Source organism: Haloterrigena salifodinae (assembly GCF_003977755.1).
Classification (GTDB): domain Archaea; phylum Halobacteriota; class Halobacteria; order Halobacteriales; family Natrialbaceae; genus Haloterrigena; species Haloterrigena salifodinae.
This window is the reverse complement of the sequence record NZ_RQWN01000004.1, coordinates 201,534-220,517: the sequence shown is the minus strand read 5'-3', so window position 1 is coordinate 220,517 and position 18,984 is coordinate 201,534. Positions and strand designations below refer to the sequence as shown.

Genomic DNA, 18,984 nt, shown 5'->3' with positions numbered 1-18,984 from the left:
TCGAAAAGAAAGCTTATACCGAAAGAATAGGGTCATCGGAGTATGCCTGAACAGACTGGCGATACCCTCCCTAATCTCGTAACGATCGTTGGCAGCGGTGTCCCCTCGAACTACGAAATCACCGTCAACGGCGACATCGAACTGGTTGGCGCCGACCCACTCGAGGACGCAACCGTCGTGACAGACCACGCTGCAGAAGGCGCAGTTGAGACCGGCGTGATGCGGTTCCGATTCTCCGGCGAGATGGCAAACGTGCACGTCGTCGACTGGAACGGTACTTCTGCACCGGAGTCACCGAATACGCCGCACGTCCACATCGAATACGGTGTGTCTGCCCGGAACGGTAGTAACTGAACTTCACACTAATTCTATCCCCTTGGACTGTACCTGCAATCACCGAGACTAGAGAGGTCTATCTTGTGTCTTCACCGGCTATTTAGTTCGCAGATATCGTAACCGGATCAAGCAGTTCCCCTTTGGTTCGATAGTCTTCGTACAGGTCCTCTGCCCACGATAAAACGGCTGGAGCCTCAGCAACTAGCAATCCCCGAACGACCCGTTCTTCGTCTCGGTCTTCACCTAGCCAAATCGCTACTGAGTCGTCAAAGAGGTGCAGATTAAGCGGAATCTCTCCATCATAGGTCCAGATACTGCCCCGTTCTGCTCGTGCTCGCAGTAACGGCACCTGCTCTGATTCCGCAGGGAGGGTCTCGATCCAGTTCGCTTCGATTACAAGTTCGGCATCTAATTGCTGTTCGTTGACTTGTTCGCAAATAAGCGTCACATATCGGGGCAGCGTGACCTCGACAAGTGAGCGGACCTCGTCTGTAGTACGGATTTTCGCCGCCACATGATCGTATGGTTTGGAGGGGGTCGGCGTCTTCGGCGTTATGATCTCAGCGGTGCGGAAATGGCGGTAATCAAGCGAGTGAGCGGGTTCTGGAAGCCATCTGATAGCGTCCCCAAGATGCTGGATCCCCTCAACAGTCTGCAGGTAGGCGCGGAATTCAGCGATCATGATTTTCCCTTCCTCCGTAAGTTCATACTGACTCCCCTCAGAGGAGATCCACCCGCGTGATTCACCTTTGTCGAGGATCCGTGCAACGGTAGACCGCGAGGCCTCCGTCTGCGCTGCGAGATCGCGACTTGTCGTCGCCCCGTCAGTGAGCGCCTCGAACACGCGAACGCTGTTCGCTGAATTTGCGAAGAACTGGACTGCGTCCAGCGTCGATTCTGTGTTCGATGGTAACATGTGGCGATGGCTGGCCATGTCCTATGCTACGTTCGGGTAGTCGCAAATACCTTTGCGGGGGATGGGAAGATTGGCAGGGGGTTGGAACATTCCCATCAAGTAGGGCTATAGATTAATCACCGCTATCTGTACTTACGGCCCGCGGGGCCGGGAGGAGAGACTAATGGAACGACCAGCGAATCAGCGGGGACGTATTGGTCGGCGAACACTGCTGAAAACGGCGATGGTCGTAGCGAGTAGCAGTCTCACGACCGGGATCGGTAGCGTGTCAGCATCAGAGTCACAACGGGTCCACGCAGGGGACTCGACCGAGATTGGCGATGGGGCGGTGACGGCGTACGCAACAACGGCGTCGGACGGGACTCTCTCATCACTTGGCGTCCATTTTGATGACGCCGCGATCAATGCGCTAGGTGAGAAAGAGGTGGCAGTCCCACTTGCGTTCCCATCAGAGACGGCCAGTGGTGACGCCCTCGATCTCCATCAGTTCTCCTTCGCGAAGGTTAACTACCTGCCAGACGGCCATTGGCCAGAAGGGGTCTACGACGTGCCTCACGTAGATACTCAGTTCTTCATGCGTGACCATTCAACCGTCACAGGGATCAAAGAACGACCAGCGGCCTATTCGATTCCAGCCGCCCGGATGCCCACGGATCATATCCGCCCACCAGCAATTGACACGACCGACGACGGAGAACCCGATACACCACTCGTTGAGGCAGGACGTGGTGAGCCGATCGCCGATCCGAATGCAGCAGAGCACCAAGAGGACGGAGAGTTTACGCATACGCATATCTACGGAGCAGCTGAACCCGACGGTGATGGGATAGGAGAAATCATCCTGTTCGAGCCAATGGTTGCCCTCGATTATGTGAAGCAACTCAACACGGACGTGGACGCCCGATTGAAGACACCGAACGAGTACTTCACTGCCGACGAGTACCCCACGTCGTACGTGGTGCAACCCGACGATGATGGCGTCTCCATTCAGCTCACTGATTTCGAGTCATTCACGGGGACAGCATTCGTGGGGCCAGTACCGTCGCGTCGCCGGTGACGGTACCATCGTTATTTTGTTTACCGGTTCAGTAGACTGGTCTTGACAACTACCGTGGGATCGGTCGCTGACCTGTTACCAACTCAACTCATACTGATCGTTCGACGATCGATACAACGAAAGATGGAGTTCGATTGTGATAGCGGCGGTAGTCACTCATCCATTAGCTGCTGGGTGAGAGCGGTATCCTCGTAGCTGGTGAATTCCGTCACTTTCCCACCTTTCATGTCCATGATGTGGACGCAAGGAACCTCGAAGGAGTCTCCGTCTACCGGCATTGTACGGTGTTTGCCTTCCATTACGATGGTGTCTCCGCCATCGATAACCCGATCGACAACGACTTCAAACTCTTCGAACTGCTCGTCGAGTGGTGCAAATACGTTCTCCACCACGTCGTCTGTCCCACTGTACGTCCCGCTGGCAAGCGGTGATCCCGCTGGTTCGGTCCACGTAATGTCGTCAGCGAATCCAGCCACGCAGGTCTCGAGGTCGCCCCGGTTGAATGCCTCGTACAGTTCTTTGACGATTTCGGCGTTGGTTTTCTCTGTTGCTGCCATCGTTTCCCCCGTGCGTGTTATTCATTCCCGAGGAGAACTAGCTATCATATACCCAATAAGAAGGTTTGAATAGAGACAGTGACTACTATGTCATACATTCGTTGCTATCAGTGGGACTCGTCTGCTGATAGCGTTCCGAGGAACCACAGGAGATGATCCGCCTGTTTGATATGCCCTAAAGCATGGTTTCTCCTTATCGTTGGCAATATTATCTTTTTAACAGTATGTGGCTCATTCTCGGACAGGGGGGACAACAATGAAGTCAATCCAGCGGACTACGCTCAGAACTCCGACGCTCGAGAACAAGCACAGAAAGAATCGACGGTCGACATCACGGTTGTTCACACTGCGTAGCGTGCGGTGTAATGACTGTTCACGACCGTGCTAACTGATTCGCTGAACGCCACAGCGTCCAGCATACGATCGAACAGATGTACTGTCACTATGGCAGAGACAAACTGCCCGGCCACGACCGCGAACTGGCCGGCGTGCGGTCACACCGAGGTCGAGTTCCAGCAACAGCAGATTCGGGCCGTCGACGAACCCGTCGCCCGACTCTACCGGTTATCGGTGCACCGCGTGTGGAGACCGGTAGCGTGAGAGGGCTAATATGGTTCTCCCACTGTGATGAGAACGTTCTCACTGCGGAGGGCAAAGCCCAAGAATCCCGCTTCTCCGAGAAAGACCACTAAGGGCTGTCCGAACAAACCGTGACCATTCCCTCTCCGCTGACAGTGACTGCGTATCCGGCGTACTCAAATTCGACGGTGGCCACCGTACTATCGTCCCGGGAAGATAATAGATCGTTCAACGCTTCCGGATCGATCGTCTCGTAGAGCGGTGGCAGATCAACAGGATCGACGCCCTCAGCTTCGGCAACGGCAGAAGCGACCGCGTAGACGGGAGTGTTTTCGGTATCAGCGTCCCAGTTTGCAGTGATAGCTGAAGTCACGGCCGTTGAAGAGTCATCTGCATTGATCAGTGTGTTCATTGTTGTCACGGCCAATTTTCCCGGTCACGCCATAAAAGGATTCCCAAATTTTGATAGATTTAACATGATCCTTTACACAGATTCGCATCCGATACCAGTGTTCTTAAGCCGATGATGGTAATGACATCATATATGTATGATCTGACTGGGTTCCAGCGCGACCTGCTGTACACTGCTGCTGGCCTGGAGGACCCACACGGATTGGCGTTGAAAGAAGAACTGGAAGAGTACTACGAGAAAGAGATCCATCACGGCCGGCTGTATCCCAATCTCGACACGCTCGTCGACAAAGGATTAGTCGAGAAAGGAAAGGCCGACCGCCGCACCAACGTTTACTCGGTGACACGGCGCGGCACCAGAGAGCTCGAGGCCCGGCGGGACTGGGAAGACCAGTACGTGGAAGACCTCTTCGCGGAGTAAACATTACCAGTAGCTGGGACTGCGGCTTTTTTCGGAGTTGGACGTAGAATTCCAGTTCAGTACGGATAAGGCAGTTACCAGAACAACTACTGGTGTCTCCGAAATTTGTTAGAGATCACTTGCTGACTATAGAGGGTGTCTTTCGCGTTCAAACACCGGTAATTCCGCGGGCTTTCAGTAGACTAGTCAACCTGTTGGATAATTCTACAGTATCGAGGAACTAGTACCGGAGACAGACGAGGAGACGTTCGACTCTCCAGCTGCCGTCCGAGTGCAGATACAGCGGCCGACAGTTGCCGCGGCCATGAAACAGGTCGTGGAAGCCAGTAAGACACTTCGGAATACAGATTTCAGTTGGACACAGCGCAGGGCTTACGAGAAGGCCTTCCAAGAACTCGAAACGATCGATGCCGATGACGACGATGAAGAAGTCCAAGCCATCAGCGACTGGATCGTCCAGCGAATCTGCGACAGAGAAATGCTCGAACGTCCCGGGCGGTACGCCGAGAAGCGGCGGAGTTCTGTTGAGAGAACGGATATTAGGTCCGAAACGACGAGCGACTCGAGATATAGACCGACGACCACGGGCGGCCGTTACAATAATCTATTAGTTTCAAAACGTGACTGATCCATACTCTCTATCCAGTAACGGAATGTTCGCTTGCGGAGGTGTCTCATTCCGTCTTGTTTAGAACTGCTATAGGCCTTATTGTGTTACCAGTGAAGCCACTGGTATAGCGCTCGATATAGAGGTCCCGGAACCACCAGACCGCTCGAACCGAGGAATGCCGCGCGAATTCGAGTGGCAAGAAGAGACGCTCGAGTCAGAGGACTTCTACCGTGGGGACATCGAAGACCTGCTCCAAGAGGGTGCGTAGAGGGAATTCAACGAGTGAGCCGAGTACACGAACCTCGATAAAGAGCACGTTCGAATTGTCAGCGACCTCGGCCTGTTCCAAGCGTTCGACTTCTACTGGGACCCAACCGAAGACCGCCTTCGCTTCGACGCCACTGATTCCGGACGACTGGCGGGAGCGAAACGCGACTGAGTCGCTCGATTCGAACACGATTTCAATGATTGACGGTGAGTTAGAGGATCTCGGCTGAGGAGTACAGGAGGTACTAGAGGACTACTTCGAACGGAACGACGAAGCGTCCGACTATGGTTGGGGTGAGGAAACGTACGGTAAACGCGAGGTGGGATTCCAGTCACTACAGCCTGTTCGACGGCGTCCGAGATACAGATTTTCTCTGGCCAGAGGTGCTGTCCGTATGTGGTACTCTACTGTGTTGATTCTCGTGACTTATCGTCTCTGATCCCTATGTAAATTTCTTGGCAGCAGAAATGGTGGGAAGTGATATGAACCGGCGGCAGTACCTGATAGGAGCGGGAACCGGTATCGGTGCACTTCCGGTCGTGGAACGGATCAGTGTGGCGACCAGTCATATCTCTATCGACATCGTCGAGATCAATACTCCGCTTCAGGGCGGAGATCTTCTCGATATGACTGCCGAACTAGAGAACAGTGGATCTACTGATAAACGAGTTGAACTGGACTTTATTGTCGGAGAGACTCCGGAAGTAGTCGGTGAGCGAACGGCCCCAGTCGAGGCAGGGACAACACGGACCGTTGATTTTCTACAGTTCCGGACATATCCAGTACGCACCGATGACACGTTCCCGGTTCGACTTGAAACCGGGGCCGATATGGCTGAGACGATGGTCACTGTCGCTGGTGTTGACCCGTGCGACGCCCAGTACGTATATCCCAATCGCGACCAGACACTGACGGTTCGGCCGGGGACGACAGTCATCTTCGAGGTTGATGCTGAACTGGTGAAACAACAGGGAACCACGCACTGGTACGTTGACGGCGACTACGTTACAACCCCGATAGGACCGTGGCCTGTAACGTATTTCTCAGCAGTCGGTCGCGAACTCTTCACGCACACGTTCGACTCGGGAGGGGCGTATCTCGTAGATACGGCCGTGACCGCTGACGATGGAAACGCTGCCTCACGTTGGGAGTTGACGGTGGCCAATGACGGCGCTGAACCGCCAACCGTTGATGCGACTCAGCCAAGTACCAGTGAACTTGCCGCCGACGAGACTACCACGATCGAACTTGCTGTTTCGAGTTCCGCCATTGAATTGGATCGTGTTGTGTGGTGGATGACGCAGTCTGACGTGATCCTTGCCGTATCCGATATCAGTGGGACCAGTGATACGGCGTCGGTCCAGATCGATGGTGGCTGCCATACCTGTCAGATCGTGGCCTGGGTGATCAACGAGAATAATATGTATACAGCGGTCAGTCCATGGCAGTTCGAAGGCTTCGACGAAGACGGCAATGAGGGAGATGGGAAGGTTTCTGTGCGGATTCAGAGTACCAATAGTCCAGTAATCGGTGGAGAGGTCTTGGAGGTGACTGCTTCGATCGAGAATACAGGTAGTTCAGAGGTGACGCGTAACGTCACTCTAGTGATCGGCGATGATCCGGCGACCGTGGACAGTCGTACGGTAACGGTTCCTGCCGGGGCAACAGAACGGTTTACCCTTACCTTCGAGACGTATCCCGTGGCCCAAGACGATTCGTTCCCTGTCCGCGTGGTGACCGAGGAGAGTGCCGATGAACGGACCGTCACTGCGCATGGGACGGAATCATAGGCTACCCTACTCGAACCTCGTTATAGGTGCTGTTGAAGTGTCCCTGATTCTTGGAGTTCGAGGTGATCGTTATCCTGGATCCGCTAGCCGCATCTGAAACTGTGTCACTGTCGACTGCAACGTGATCCGGACTTCGTCCATCCTCGGGTTGTAGATCGGCTTTGTGAAAGATCCGTAAGACGAAGTTGAATATCAAGTTTCATCAACAGTCACGGTATTTCCTCTTGCTCCACAAAATCTCACTTGATCTGTCGATACACCCGTTGAGACTATCGTTTCGGACATGGTCATTCAGAAGACGCTATGTCCTCATATTTAATATTAACTCAAACGTTAATAATATATCGAACGAAAATATTTTTATGGACTAACTAGTATTCAATATATAGGAATGTTAGAATCCCATATCGATAAACGAGGATACTCCAATGGCGTAGAGAATGAGGACAATTCCTCAGCGTTCCCACTGGAAGTGGATCAATGAACGTCTGGCAGAAGCCAGCCCGGTCAAGTCGGTTGATGTCTGCTGCGGAGTCACCGAAGGGGACTACCTTCGCAGAATCGCAGGACAAGACGAATTTCGTCGTCTTTGAACCCCGATGGCTTCCGTCAGACTGTGATGTGACTGAAATCACGGTACGTCCAGAACAACCACCGGGTCGGCCAGACGATGTCTCGGCCGATGAAATCGGCCAAACTCCCTGGAGTGACGGCAATCCGAGCGCAGTCAGAGCAGTTGTCTCAGGATCTGATCGAACTTTTCGTATTAAAGAATTCTTGTATGACTGGGCACCAATAGCAGCGAGTATGGCCCCTCTATGGGAAACTGACCATCCGACACCTTTCGAGTGTGGAGACGCCGTCGGATGGATCGGTACGGATTACAAGGACAACACTGGGGCCTGTGTCCAACGCAAGCGAACACAGATCGAGATCTCAGTCCTTAATGGGTCCTTTGACGATGAGTTGCCCCGAGTCCTGAACGAAATGGAGCCGGCGGCCCCACAGAAGGCGGCGACTATCGAACAAATTCCGTTTCACATACTCAACTACTGGTTCCGGTACGGGTGTGAGGCACCTGCTGTCCCCCATGGACTATGGGAACACAAGGTAGTGCGTCCGTTCGGAAGCAGCCACACCATCGCACCGATGGCGTTGGCTGATACCGCTGTGACACCGCTGATCCCTGACGGGGACCGTTTTGCACTTGACTCGGCTGTATTTTTCCCTGAAGACGAGGCTGTCGAGTGTATTTTCCGGGACCGAGAGAACAACAGCGATCATCTGTGGCTGAACGCAGCCCCGAAAGGGAGTGCGATGGCGCCATCGATCCCACCGGACCCAAACAAACAGTCCGCAGAAACGCGAACGACTGTTGATCTCAGAGGAACAACCGGTCATTACGCTGCGCTTACCGAAGATTTCGGTGCTAGGGAGATATTTTGGTCCGAAGATGGTATCAATTATGCCGTCTGGGCCAGTGCTTCAGCTACCATAGACGGAACCGAGTTCAGATCGATCGTGGAACACCTCGTAAAGCCCTAAATTTCCTCCTGACTCTAAGGTGAACACAATAGGGCGAAAACGAAGAGGTTTGTTAAGTCTGTGTACATTTTTGACTTCCTCTGCCAGAGGGGTACTTTTCCCCGATCATTAATTAACGCAGATGTAGTCGGTTGCGGACGTAGGCGTACGCTCCCCCATTCACGAGCGCTTCAGGTTCGTCGGCTGGCGCGGGTGTTCCCCCACCTTCAGCGGCAAAGCGACATGCTATCTGGAAATAGAGGCCGAATCCTGTGATGAGTGAATCCACCCGCCCCTCCGTGGGACGCGCGAGTTGATCGGCAACTCGGGGCTAGCACGGCGTACCAACCGCTGCGGGATGAGCACAGTGACAGTACCGAGGACAAGCACCGTAAACACTGCCGGTTTCAGGAGGACAATGGCGATACCATAGAGGCACTACCAGGAGAGAGACGATAATATCACTCACAACCCCACTAAGCGCTGTGTTATAACCAGTATTTCATGTTCCTTGAGAATGCCGATGATGAATATCTTCTCTCTATTGAGCATGTTGTTCTTGATAGCGGTTAGGGGGGTTCTCCGCCACACTGTTACCTGCTTGCCCTGCACCGAGTGATCGCCACTGTTACAGATTGAGTTGATATCGTGCCACCTTCACACTATTTAGACCGGCTGAACGTTCTATCTGGTTCCACGGTCACCGTCTGAAACTGAGTTGACCGGAACAAAGACAACGCAGGTGCGTGTCGTGGTAGGTATGGCACAAACCGTCACTGAACTTCGAAACGAAATCAGGGTGGCTGTAGGGCGATTTGAGCGAGAGGAATCGGCACCGTTCACGAAAGAGGACCTAGCTGCAATTTGTGATGCGGTGGGATATGAGATTGATACGAGCGGGCGCTTGCCTCCCAAAGCAGAAATGAGAGCAGGAATTTTGTGGAAGGTCGGTGTTTTAGAAGATGATAACCCGGAGGAGGTGTCGTCGTCGTTCCGTAAAGATGAGCTGGAAGCGATCGAAACAGCTGTGCAGTAGGCTTGGAGATCGTAGCAACAGGAAGAATTGAGTGTTGCGCTGTGATCCAGTAGACCATTCGGCGCATCGTACTTCGAGGCATCACCTGTGCTCTCGAGAGTATTCGCTTCGGTACGGCGAGGTGATGTGCACTAAATGCAATTGCCGCGTAGGCACTACTGAAGAGACAGGAGAGACGATACTTGAAGCACTCTTGATGCTAATTAACGCTCTCGCTGGTTATACTGATAGTGACGAGGACCCGCTAGCTACCGCGCTTAACGTCTTCGTACCTGACCAGAAGCCGAAAAGTTAGCTGCTGATCTTCGGGACGAGGAGTGCGGATCTCAAGAAGTACCTGACAAATATATCGTGTGTCAAAGGGAGGCTTCGCTATGGCTAGCTAAATCTCGTAAGAAGAAGGGTTTCTCTGAACCGAATCAAGTCGAAAGCCGCCGTGAGTGTCTCCGAGAATCGTTCCAAGGAACGTAGCCAAATCAGCGGTGGCCTTTAGAGAGACGACAGTCAGATTGGAGGTGCATCTGCGGACTAACGCCGTATCGGGACGCTCGCTCCCGTCCGCTCTCGGCTCACGAAGATTGCACAATATTCGCACAATCCTTATGCCGATACGATCCCTCTCTCGAGGTAGTAACATGGCCAACTCGATGGCGGAACAACTACAGCAGGAGATGGAGTGTGAAGGGCTGTTGGAGTGTATCCACGGGCTCAAGCAACTCGACAAGGAGTGCTTTCGCGTGCTTGTCGAGAGCGAGAAAGCGCTGACGATCGACGAGGTCGCCGACCAGGTCGACCGAGAGCGCTCGACCGCGTACCGCTCGATCCAGCGGCTGCTCCAGAGCGGGTTTATCCAGAAAGAGCAGATCAACTACGACCAGGGCGGCTACTACCACGTCTACTATCCGACGGACCCCACTCAGATCGCGAACGATATGCAGCGGATGTTAAACGACTGGTACGCGAAGATGGGGCAACTCATCCAGGAGTTCGAGGACAAGTACGAACACGCCGAGGCCGACACCGAAATTCCCGCCCAGAGCTAGCCGTCCAGCGCCCGCTCCTCACGCTCTTCGAATCGTTCTCGCGCTCTCGATACCGATCTTCTCGCCTACGTTCGCCGAATCCGAAATGCTCCGCTCGTAGCTGTGAGCGAGAAACGGGAGTCACGGTCTCTGTTCGAGCGTATGCGAGAGACCGCCGATTCGGTTGTGACCGACCGACGTCAGGGCGGAATGCCGTAGGTGTCGTCGTCGAGATCGATCATGTAGACGTTGTTCATCCGATCGATATCGTCGATGCGAGCGACGTCGTCGGCGTCGAGCTCCCACTCGAAGAGGTCGAGGTTCTGTCGGAGATGCTCCGCCGACGTCGACTTCGGCACCACGACCACGTCCTTTTGGAGTGCCCACTTCAGGGCGATCTGTGCGGGCGTCTTCTCGTAGCTATCGGCGATATCGTTCAGTACCGGATCGTCGAACAGTTCGGTTCTGGCCAGCGGCGCGGCCGCCTCGACGACGATGTCGTTCTCCTGGCAATATTCGAGTAACTCCTCTCGGTAGTACCATGGGTGGAGTTCGATCTGATTGACGGCGATCGGCACGTCCGCGACCTGCTGGGCGAACATGAGCTGATACCGGCTGAAGTTGCTCACGCCGACGTTTCGAATCAGCCCCTCCTCGTGGGCGCGCTCGAGCGCGTTGAACGTCTCCCGCAGCGAGATTGCCGGGTTCGGCCAGTGGATGAGATACAGGTCCAGATAGGACGTGCCGAGTTTCTCGAGGGAGGCCTCCAGGGACTCGAAGACGTCGTCGTAATGCAGGTTCGACGGAAGTACCTTCGAAGTGAGGAACACGTCCTCGCGGTCGTGCTCGGCGAGCACCTCGCCGATTTCGGCCTCGTTTTTGTATCCTTCCGCCGTGTCGACGTGCGTGTAGCCGATCTCGAGTGCGGTGTCGACCGACTCTTTGACGGCGTCGCCGCCGACGTCCCACGTGCCGGCGCCGACGATCGGAATTTCGTCGCCGCTCGGAAGCGATTGAGTTGGTACTGAATCCATAGAAGTCACGACTGGCCGTTGCCTATCGAGACACAAAATAGCTACGAACCAGGGGAATGTCGCGGGTTCGACGGCTGTACGGCTAAAACGGGGAGCGGAATGGCGCGTGCTCCCGTGCGTTCTCTCGAGGGGTCCGCGAGTGCGAGGCGTCGAAGAGGCGTGCGGCGCCTCGGCGGGCTCCGTCGCTCCGTCACCCGGCATCAGGATGAATTCCTCGTCTGCGACGGCCACCCCGAGACGTCACTCGGGGGTTGACCTCGAGGGAGTCTCCAACAAGGATTTTACGCGAGGTGCGGATTACTATCCTATGACACGGGAACGGTCCGGGAGAGACCGAGCAAGGCTGTTGGCGACGCTGCGACTGCAGTACCCGGACGCGCTCGCTGAAAGCGGCTTTCGGTTGCTCCACCCGGAGACGGGCGATCCGTACACGGACGACCGCCGGCATCTCGTCGCTACCTGCCGTTCGATCGCGAATTTCTCGGCTGGGGCCGTGGTGGGCGGTCCCGAGTGGTGTGTCGATGCAGTCGAACACGGACTCGAGTTCTTGCGGGAGGCACACCGCGGTGCCGACGGCGGCTACCGACTCGTCGTCGACGACGGTGGCGAACCGGTCGATCGAACGCGGTCGGCGTACGGACACGCATTCGTGCTGCTCGCGTACGCCCGCGCGGCGGCTGCCGGTCTCGACGGCGCCGACGAAGACCTCCGAGCGACGCACGACTTGCTCGAGGAGCGCTTCCGCGACGATGCTGGGTTACTCCGCAGTGACTGTAATCCCGACTGGACAGAACGGGAAGCGTACCGGGGCCAAAATGCCAACATGCACGCGTGCGAGGCGTACATCGCGGCCTACGAAGCGACGGGCGAGAGCCGGTACTACGATCGCGCGAACCACATCGCCGAGAAAATTACTGGCGACCTCGCGACGTTGACGGACGGACTCCTGTGGGAACACTACACCGACGAGTGGACGCACGATTTCGCCTACAACGAGGACGAGCCGCGCCACCAGTTTCGGCCGCCGGGCTACCAGCCCGGACACCACCTCGAGTGGGCGAAATTTCTCGGGCTGCTCGAGCGCTACGGGAAAGAAGACGAGAGTATAGCCGTGACGGAGGGGCAGTACGATCGCGCGAGGGAGTTGTTCGATGCCGCCGTCGATCTCGGCTGGGCCGGCGACGGGTTCGTCTACACCGTCGACCGTGACGGCGAACCGATCGTCGCCGACCGCTACGGCTGGGCTCTCGCGGAGGCACTTGGTGCCGCAGCGACGCTCGCCGAACGCGCGGATTTCCACGGTGACGACGAAGAGCGGGACCGATTCCGCGACTGGGAACGACGGCTCGCTGACTGCGCCTCCGCGTATCGCGGTCCCGCCGGACTCTGGTACGAGAAGCGGCTGTCGCCGGAAGACGGCGGCGACCCGGTCGGACCGAAACCACCGGGCGTCGAACCCGACTATCATCCCGCGAGTGCGTACTACGAGCGGTGGCGGTCCGCGCGGAAAATAAGCGACCGTCCGTAATGCCACGTCGACCGAGGTCGATCTGAGACCGCTAGTGATCAACCGAGACGAACGAGAGCATCGAACCGTAGGTCATTGTCGTCCGCTATTCAGGCGGTCGAAGCAGGATTACCGGCGGCTCACACCGATACAGTGTGGAATCCCTCTCCTTACGGTAGTTCCGAATGACAAAATTTACGTATTGGATTTCAACGGAATAACAGCGGCACCTATCTGCTGGTCCTACGTATCTGTTAGCCGAAGAGGCACAGATACGGATCGATGGCTGGCGTCCTCGATATTGTTAGCGTTAGTCGTAACAGCCATGTTGTTCGTAGGAACAGTGGATCGACACTAGAAAGCCGAGTCTTGACGGACAAGGAATATCGGGAATTCAGGCCTCACCCATGCAGCGACGAACTCTTAAGTATTTCTCCAGAGGCTCGAACCGCTTGTTGATTAATCTGACCTACAACTTATTCGATCCTAGTAGCAAAGGATGGATTTCAGTTTGGAAAGAATCTCGCTATTGTAATCAACATTAGCTTCCTCTTTTCTTCGACATTCGAGGCAGAGGTCGTGCTTCGCAGTAGTATAATTAGACAGGTTTTCAATTCATCCATACATTAGTATTCTCATAGACGGACTGTTCCCTCAAGTCCGATCCATCGAGGTTAGATCGGAAATCTGAACCAAGCGTGTTTGTGGTAGCCAACGACATGCAATTGTGTTTCTCCGGGAGACACCTACTCGAGTCGCGCGCCGTCAGGACGCACTCTTGGCGATCCACCGCGAGTACGTCTATGAGACTGATAACGATGGGAAGTCCAGTCCGAGCAACAGGACGCTGGCAACGGCCAGGCAGCAACGAACAGTACAGTCGATGTCGACATTGTCCTCGAGGACGAGTAACTGCTCGAGAAGGCAATGAACACGTCGAACGGGACAAAATTCGAGCGCCTCTGTAGCAGGAATATGGTCGGGTACAATAGCCAGTCGGAGGCTGACATGGCATTGTGCAATCTGCTGGCGTTCTGGACCGGCGGCGACCACACTCGAGTGGATACCTTCCGCCAGTCAGGGCTTCTCCGCGAAAAATGGGACGAAGTCCACTACGCCAATGGATCGACGTACGGCGAGAAAACCATCGGACGAGCGATTACGAACACCTCCGAGTTTTACGATCCGGACGCTCGAGACGACTCGAGTGAAGCGAGTTCCAGACAGAGCGAGTCGTCGACCGCTAGCAGTTGTGACAAATCAGCGCAGAATCATGCGTATCTGGTCGAGAAGAATCGACTGTTGACCGACCGCGTCGACGAACTCGAGGCAACACTCGAGGAGAAGGACGAACGTAGTGCGGACCTCGAGGCGACTACTGAAGCGCTTCGAGAGCAACTCAGTAACTGTCAGGAGGCACTCGAGCGTTGTGATCAGTCTTCGAACCCCGAGGTGGATGAGGCGGGTGCTGCTGACGGTGACTCGATCTGGGGTCGTGCAAGGCAGTTCTCGGAAATGACAACTGTGGCCAATCCCGAAGCACTCTGATAGGTTCATCGAATACCTGAAGGTCGGTGAGTGCAGCCCCGTTCCGATTGGGGAATAATCTGAAATATGCGTATATACTGATAAATATAGGTATTACACAAGTTGATGGCGATTGCAGTCGGGTCAGTGAGTGTGGTTCGACAGAAACTCCTGACAGCGGTCATGGTCGTAGCGCTCGTTGCAACAGGGATGACGGCCTCGGCGGGGGCGGTCACGTCGCCGTCGGTCGAAACAACGACCTCAATCAGCGAGTCGACGACGGTGGCAGTGACGAACGTCGTCGATGGCGACACAATCGACATCGAATACCAGAACGGATCGACCGATACCGTTCGACTACTGGGTGTCGACACACCGGAAACGTACGGATCGGTCTCGCCTGGCGAATTCGAGGGCGTGCCGGACACACAGGCGGGCCGTGAGTGCCTGCAAGCCGCGGGTGAGGACGCGAGTGCGTACGCGACTAACCAACTCGCTGGCCAAACGGTCACGCTACAGTTCGACAGCCAGGCGGACCGACGCGGTGACTACGGCCGTCTGCTCGCGTACGTACAGGTCGACGGTTCGAACTTCAACTACGATCTCGTGGAGCGGGGCCACGCCCGAGTCTACGATAGTACGTTCTCTCAGAGCGATTCGTTCTACAGCGCCGAATCGGAGGCCCAGTCCGCCGAGCGAAACGCCTGGTCGTGTCGGTCGCCGAACAACGACGGCTCTGGCGAGGACGAGTCGTCAGGTGGGGATGCAAGTGCGCTCACTATCGATTGGGTCAACGCGGAAGCGAGTTCTCTCAACGACGAGCGTGTGAAGATCACCAACACCGGCAGTAGTTCGGTCGACCTCGACGGGTTCACGCTCGCCGACGAGGCGGGTTATAGCCACACGTTTGCGGAGTTCACTCTCGGCGCCGGTGACTCGGTGTACGTCCACACTGGTAGTGGAACGAACGACGACGACGACCGCTACATGGGCTACGAGACCGAAATCTGGAACGACGACGGTGACACGGCAACGGTGCAGACGGCAGCCGGGACGACCGTCGACCAACTCGCATACTAAAGCGAGCGTGGCAGCTCATTTTTTAGCTGTCTCGCCGACGGGTCAGCTGGTGGCGACCGCACCGATAACGAGCGGTGAAAGCCCTCGACGCGCTCGCGGTTCCTGTCTCCGAAAACCCTCGATTTTATCGCCCCAATAGCGGTGAAGGGGCTGTTCAGTTGTCCGCTTCGGAATTATCGCTGGCAACAAGAGACATCTACACGACTGCATTCGACGAAGGCGTTCAGACGACTACAACTACCTGTTCAGACTGTGGCGGCAGCGTTCGAACGACTGGCCGCGAGACAGTTTGTGAGGAGTGTGGACTCATCCTCGAGGACACCAACCTAAATCGAGGACCAGACTGGGACCGACATGACGAGCAGGGATCCAAGAAACGGACCGGCGCCCCGCTGACACCAACACGCCACGACCGAGGCCTCTCCACCGAGATCGGGTACAAGCAAGACGGACATGGAAACGCCCTCTCGAGTACGAAGCGTCGACAACTGAACCGGCTACGTCGCGAACAGTCTCGTGCCCAGTGGCAGTCGAAAGCTGAACGGAACCTCGCCTATGGACTCGGTGAAATCCGGCGAATCGTCGCCAGTCTCGGTCTCGCACAGAGTATCCAGGATCAGGCGTGTTCGCTGTTCCGAACGGCACAGTCCGAACAGCTCTGTCGCGGACGGTCGCTCGAGGCGGTGGCTGCAGCCAGTGTCTACGCAACCACTCGGTGTCACGGACTCAAACGATCACGGGCCGAAGTCGCAGCCTGTGCGCGCTGTGATCAGCAGCGACTCACCAACGCCTACACCGCGATGAACGTCGAACTCGAGTTACCGACACAGCCGATTACAGCAACCGATCGGATTCCGAGGCTTGCGACAGAACTCGAGGTTCCGACCACGTGCGTCGACGAGCACTCGAGCTCGCACAGACGGCACGCGAACGCGGACTGACGATCGGTCGCCGGCCGAGTGGCGTCGCAGCGGGCTGTCTCTATCTCGCTGCCCAGCGAGTCGGATTCTGTCTCTCTCAACAGCGGATCGCCGATCTCGCAGGCACATCACCGAACACGCTTCGCAGTCGGCGAGACGAATTACTCGAGATTGAAGCCGAAGCCTGACCGTCACAACCCGGACGAGACACCTGTAACGGAGCCGTTCGAGCGCACCCTCGAGCGTGTTTTTCTTCCCCCAAAGGGGTGAGGGGTGTTCCAGAACGGAGCGTCCGTCGTCACGAACGATGACTACGAGCGACTGTTTGCAGGTGTCCTTCGATGATTCGGACACCAGACGTGACGAAATGCACAGTACAATAGAAGCCTGGGTTGACGACCTCGTCGACGAGGTTGATGACGCCGTCTCGAGTGAGCAGTTCCAGAAGTGGCTCGATGTCCAGAGCCGCTTTCACGATTACTCCTACCGAAATACGCTGCTGATCACTCGGCAGTATCCAAACGCAACTCATGTCGCTGGCTATCGGACGTGGCAAAACGAATTCAACCGTTATGTGAACGAAGGCGAGAGTGCAATCTGGATCTGGGCACCGATCATCGCGAAGCAGTGTCCCGAGTGTGAGAACTCGCCATCGTACCACGATCAAAGCGACTGCGAATACGACGAGACATCGCCTGAAGAGTGGTCGGAAGGTCTCGTCGGCTTTCGGCCAACGCCTGTCTTCGATTTTTCCCAAACCAAAGGGGAGCCACTGCCCGAACTCGAAACTGAGGCGACCGGAGAGGCCGACGAACTGGTGCCAGCGCTCCTCGAGGGGGCGTCGATGCTTGAAGTGGAAGTCGAGGTCGTTTCTCCAGCGGAGTGGCCTCACGGTGATGCTAGCGGCGTGTGTCAGTACCGCTCTCCGGCGCAGCAACCACTGATCGAGGTCCGCGATCGTGAGAACAGCGCCGACCTTGCCGTAACGACCGTCCACGAGTACGCCCACGCACTCTTACACGGTGCTGTCGACGACGAGACCGAACGCTCGAAACGCGAACTCGAGGCCGAAGTCGTCGGCTACATCGTCGGTCGGTATTTCGGGCTCGATACGAGCGGTTCAGCGTTCTACCTTGCTGCGTGGCAGGGCGAAGAGTCGGCGGCTATCCTCGACCGACTCGAGCGGATCAGTTCGACCGCTGCGAAGATCATCGATGTCGTCGACGAGGTGATCACAGATGAGTGATCGGCCCCTCCTCGTCGAAATCGTCGACGCGCTCGAAACGGAGGGCCTCGGTCGTGACGAGTACCAACTGCACCGGGTGATCGACGTCGACGCGCTCGAGGAACTCGTGGACTCAGCGAACGATGACCTCGAGGTGAGATTCTCGGTCGGTGAGTGTCGCGTCCTCGTCACGCAGTCCGATGTACGGTTCCTCACAAAGTCGTAGATTGGCTCTATTGGAATCCCTAACCTGTGGTAGTTTCTATACCACCAATCGCTCAGTACAGCACACGTATTGATCACACATGTCGGTCGGATGTTTTTAAGTAGGTTCTTATTCACGATGTGAACGTGGTGACTGAAGCAACTGCCTATACGACCCTCGCAACTACTGCGAGTATATTTCTTGGTCTCCTCACCGCACTAATTATCAATCAATTGGTTGATGACCGTGCGGAGAAGTCTAGAATACACGAACGGCTACAGGGCCTAACTTCCGAGTTAGACAATCTGCAGAAACAACGAGACGACTTGGAGCAATACCTGATTGATACGGGAGAGGAATTCGGCGAAGACTTGCATAAGCGAGCTATCAACGCCGAAATAGATGCATTCTTCCAAGAATCGCTTGCAATCGATCGTAGAATTCCTATCTCGGAGTTTGATTGGGTTCGTCTCCAAGAAGAATACGAGGCATATACAAATGAGGAACTCTCTCACTGGGAGATATTTGAACTCGCTGATCGGGCTGACGAAGCACGGTAGATCGTTGAAAAAAGAAATCTTAGGTATGCGGATACATTTCGCAAACGCGTCAGTGTCGGGCTCACTATCTTGAAAAGGCGGATTCGGCAAACAACGCTGATGGATATAATTCTTGGACCCGAAGCGACTGACGATCAAGCACCAGATCTTTCTACCGCATTTCGCGAAGTGATGAGAGAATCCACTCAGTAATCTGTTATATCTGACAGAGATGCAGAATGGCACCGGATAAATTCAAAGATAGAATCCTTAAACGCAGAGATTGACGATCGATGGCAGGATTATCGAGCAATCAATACGGAGGATCGTTTGAAAACACTGGCTGTTATCGCTCGTTCCACCTTCCTCTCGGTAATATTGCCACTCGTCGGCTTGGTTCTAAATGTGACTGGCTGGACC

At 55.5% G+C, this 18,984-nt stretch carries 20 protein-coding genes and 2 pseudogenes; 17 read left to right on the top strand and 5 right to left on the bottom strand.

Annotated elements, in window-relative coordinates; all coding sequences use genetic code 11:
- The first annotated feature begins 42 nt into the window (after window positions 1-42).
- On the top strand, window positions 43-354 hold the full coding sequence (locus EH209_RS19190) for a hypothetical protein (RefSeq protein WP_126664430.1): 312 nt from the start codon (window positions 43-45) through the stop codon (window positions 352-354).
- 82 nt (window positions 355-436) lie between these two features.
- Here the strand turns inward: EH209_RS19190 and EH209_RS19185 are convergent, their stop codons facing one another.
- Complete coding sequence (locus tag EH209_RS19185) at window positions 437-1,270, bottom strand: helix-turn-helix transcriptional regulator (protein WP_126664429.1); 834 nt, start codon at window positions 1,268-1,270, stop codon at window positions 437-439.
- A gap of 145 nt (window positions 1,271-1,415) precedes the next feature.
- On the opposite strand from EH209_RS19185, the gene EH209_RS19180 reads away from it, so the two are divergent.
- Complete coding sequence (locus EH209_RS19180; RefSeq protein WP_126664428.1) at window positions 1,416-2,309, top strand: hypothetical protein; 894 nt, start codon at window positions 1,416-1,418, stop codon at window positions 2,307-2,309.
- Between the two features lie 152 nt (window positions 2,310-2,461).
- Here EH209_RS19180 and EH209_RS19175 read toward each other — a convergent pair whose 3' ends face one another.
- Window positions 2,462-2,866 carry a nuclear transport factor 2 family protein gene (locus EH209_RS19175; protein WP_126664427.1) on the bottom strand — a complete coding sequence of 135 codons (405 nt, stop codon included), beginning with the start codon at window positions 2,864-2,866 and terminating at the stop codon, window positions 2,462-2,464.
- 444 nt (window positions 2,867-3,310) lie between these two features.
- Between EH209_RS19175 and EH209_RS25190 the strand changes: the two genes are divergently transcribed.
- Window positions 3,311-3,466: a hypothetical protein gene (locus tag EH209_RS25190; protein WP_126664426.1), complete on the top strand. Its 156-nt coding sequence runs from the start codon at window positions 3,311-3,313 to the stop codon at window positions 3,464-3,466.
- Between the two features lie 88 nt (window positions 3,467-3,554).
- Here EH209_RS25190 and EH209_RS19165 read toward each other — a convergent pair whose 3' ends face one another.
- Window positions 3,555-3,857: a HalOD1 output domain-containing protein gene (locus EH209_RS19165; protein ID WP_126664425.1), complete on the bottom strand. Its 303-nt coding sequence runs from the start codon at window positions 3,855-3,857 to the stop codon at window positions 3,555-3,557.
- Window positions 3,858-3,989: 132 nt separating this feature from the next.
- Between EH209_RS19165 and EH209_RS19160 the strand changes: the two genes are divergently transcribed.
- From EH209_RS19160 to EH209_RS19145, 3 genes are all read left to right on the top strand, one after another.
- Complete coding sequence (locus EH209_RS19160; RefSeq protein ID WP_126664424.1) at window positions 3,990-4,277, top strand: PadR family transcriptional regulator; 288 nt, start codon at window positions 3,990-3,992, stop codon at window positions 4,275-4,277.
- A gap of 304 nt (window positions 4,278-4,581) precedes the next feature.
- The gene (locus EH209_RS19155; protein WP_249038855.1) at window positions 4,582-4,905 is read left to right on the top strand and encodes a hypothetical protein; all 324 of its coding nucleotides are present in this window, start codon (window positions 4,582-4,584) and stop codon (window positions 4,903-4,905) included.
- 705 nt (window positions 4,906-5,610) lie between these two features.
- The gene (locus tag EH209_RS19145; RefSeq protein WP_211338392.1) at window positions 5,611-6,945 is read left to right on the top strand and encodes a hypothetical protein; all 1,335 of its coding nucleotides are present in this window, start codon (window positions 5,611-5,613) and stop codon (window positions 6,943-6,945) included.
- A 97-nt stretch (window positions 6,946-7,042) separates the two neighbouring features.
- Here the strand turns inward: EH209_RS19145 and EH209_RS25185 are convergent.
- A pseudogene (locus EH209_RS25185) lies at window positions 7,043-7,240 on the bottom strand (IS6 family transposase); the annotation flags it as partial.
- A gap of 224 nt (window positions 7,241-7,464) precedes the next feature.
- Between EH209_RS25185 and EH209_RS19135 the strand changes: the two are divergent.
- The 3 genes from EH209_RS19135 (at window position 7,465) to EH209_RS19125 (ending at window position 10,548) form a co-directional block, all read left to right on the top strand.
- The gene (locus tag EH209_RS19135) at window positions 7,465-8,490 is read left to right on the top strand and encodes a hypothetical protein (RefSeq protein ID WP_211338391.1); all 1,026 of its coding nucleotides are present in this window, start codon (window positions 7,465-7,467) and stop codon (window positions 8,488-8,490) included.
- A 739-nt stretch (window positions 8,491-9,229) separates the two neighbouring features.
- Window positions 9,230-9,505, top strand: coding sequence for a hypothetical protein (locus EH209_RS19130; protein WP_126664422.1), 276 nt, complete (start codon window positions 9,230-9,232; stop codon window positions 9,503-9,505).
- A gap of 635 nt (window positions 9,506-10,140) precedes the next feature.
- On the top strand, window positions 10,141-10,548 hold the full coding sequence (locus tag EH209_RS19125) for a helix-turn-helix domain-containing protein (RefSeq protein ID WP_126664421.1): 408 nt from the start codon (window positions 10,141-10,143) through the stop codon (window positions 10,546-10,548).
- A gap of 179 nt (window positions 10,549-10,727) precedes the next feature.
- Here EH209_RS19125 and EH209_RS19120 read toward each other — a convergent pair whose 3' ends face one another.
- Window positions 10,728-11,561, bottom strand: a complete 834-nt coding sequence (locus tag EH209_RS19120; RefSeq protein WP_126664420.1) for an aldo/keto reductase — start codon at window positions 11,559-11,561, stop codon at window positions 10,728-10,730.
- Window positions 11,562-11,868: 307 nt separating this feature from the next.
- On the opposite strand from EH209_RS19120, the gene EH209_RS19115 reads away from it, so the two are divergent.
- The 8 genes and pseudogenes from EH209_RS19115 (at window position 11,869) to EH209_RS19085 (ending at window position 18,585) form a co-directional block, all read left to right on the top strand.
- Window positions 11,869-13,089 carry an AGE family epimerase/isomerase gene (locus EH209_RS19115; RefSeq protein ID WP_126664419.1) on the top strand — a complete coding sequence of 407 codons (1,221 nt, stop codon included), beginning with the start codon at window positions 11,869-11,871 and terminating at the stop codon, window positions 13,087-13,089.
- 721 nt (window positions 13,090-13,810) lie between these two features.
- Window positions 13,811-14,616: pseudogene (locus EH209_RS19110) on the top strand (phage NrS-1 polymerase family protein); the annotation flags it as partial.
- Between the two features lie 132 nt (window positions 14,617-14,748).
- Window positions 14,749-15,675: a thermonuclease family protein gene (locus EH209_RS19105; protein WP_249038853.1), complete on the top strand. Its 927-nt coding sequence runs from the start codon at window positions 14,749-14,751 to the stop codon at window positions 15,673-15,675.
- A gap of 74 nt (window positions 15,676-15,749) precedes the next feature.
- On the top strand, window positions 15,750-16,616 hold the full coding sequence (locus EH209_RS19100) for a transcription initiation factor IIB (RefSeq protein ID WP_394343709.1): 867 nt from the start codon (window positions 15,750-15,752) through the stop codon (window positions 16,614-16,616).
- Window positions 16,565-16,783: a hypothetical protein gene (locus tag EH209_RS25180; RefSeq protein WP_394343708.1), complete on the top strand. Its 219-nt coding sequence runs from the start codon at window positions 16,565-16,567 to the stop codon at window positions 16,781-16,783. The genes EH209_RS19100 and EH209_RS25180 overlap by 52 nt, the downstream gene beginning before the upstream one ends.
- 119 nt (window positions 16,784-16,902) lie before the next feature.
- Complete coding sequence (locus EH209_RS19095) at window positions 16,903-17,841, top strand: DUF955 domain-containing protein (protein WP_126664418.1); 939 nt, start codon at window positions 16,903-16,905, stop codon at window positions 17,839-17,841.
- Window positions 17,834-18,046 carry a HalOD1 output domain-containing protein gene (locus tag EH209_RS19090; RefSeq protein WP_126664417.1) on the top strand — a complete coding sequence of 71 codons (213 nt, stop codon included), beginning with the start codon at window positions 17,834-17,836 and terminating at the stop codon, window positions 18,044-18,046. The genes EH209_RS19095 and EH209_RS19090 overlap by 8 nt, the downstream gene beginning before the upstream one ends.
- A gap of 128 nt (window positions 18,047-18,174) precedes the next feature.
- Window positions 18,175-18,585, top strand: a complete 411-nt coding sequence (locus EH209_RS19085; protein WP_126664416.1) for a hypothetical protein — start codon at window positions 18,175-18,177, stop codon at window positions 18,583-18,585.
- Window positions 18,586-18,984: the final 399 nt, after the last annotated feature.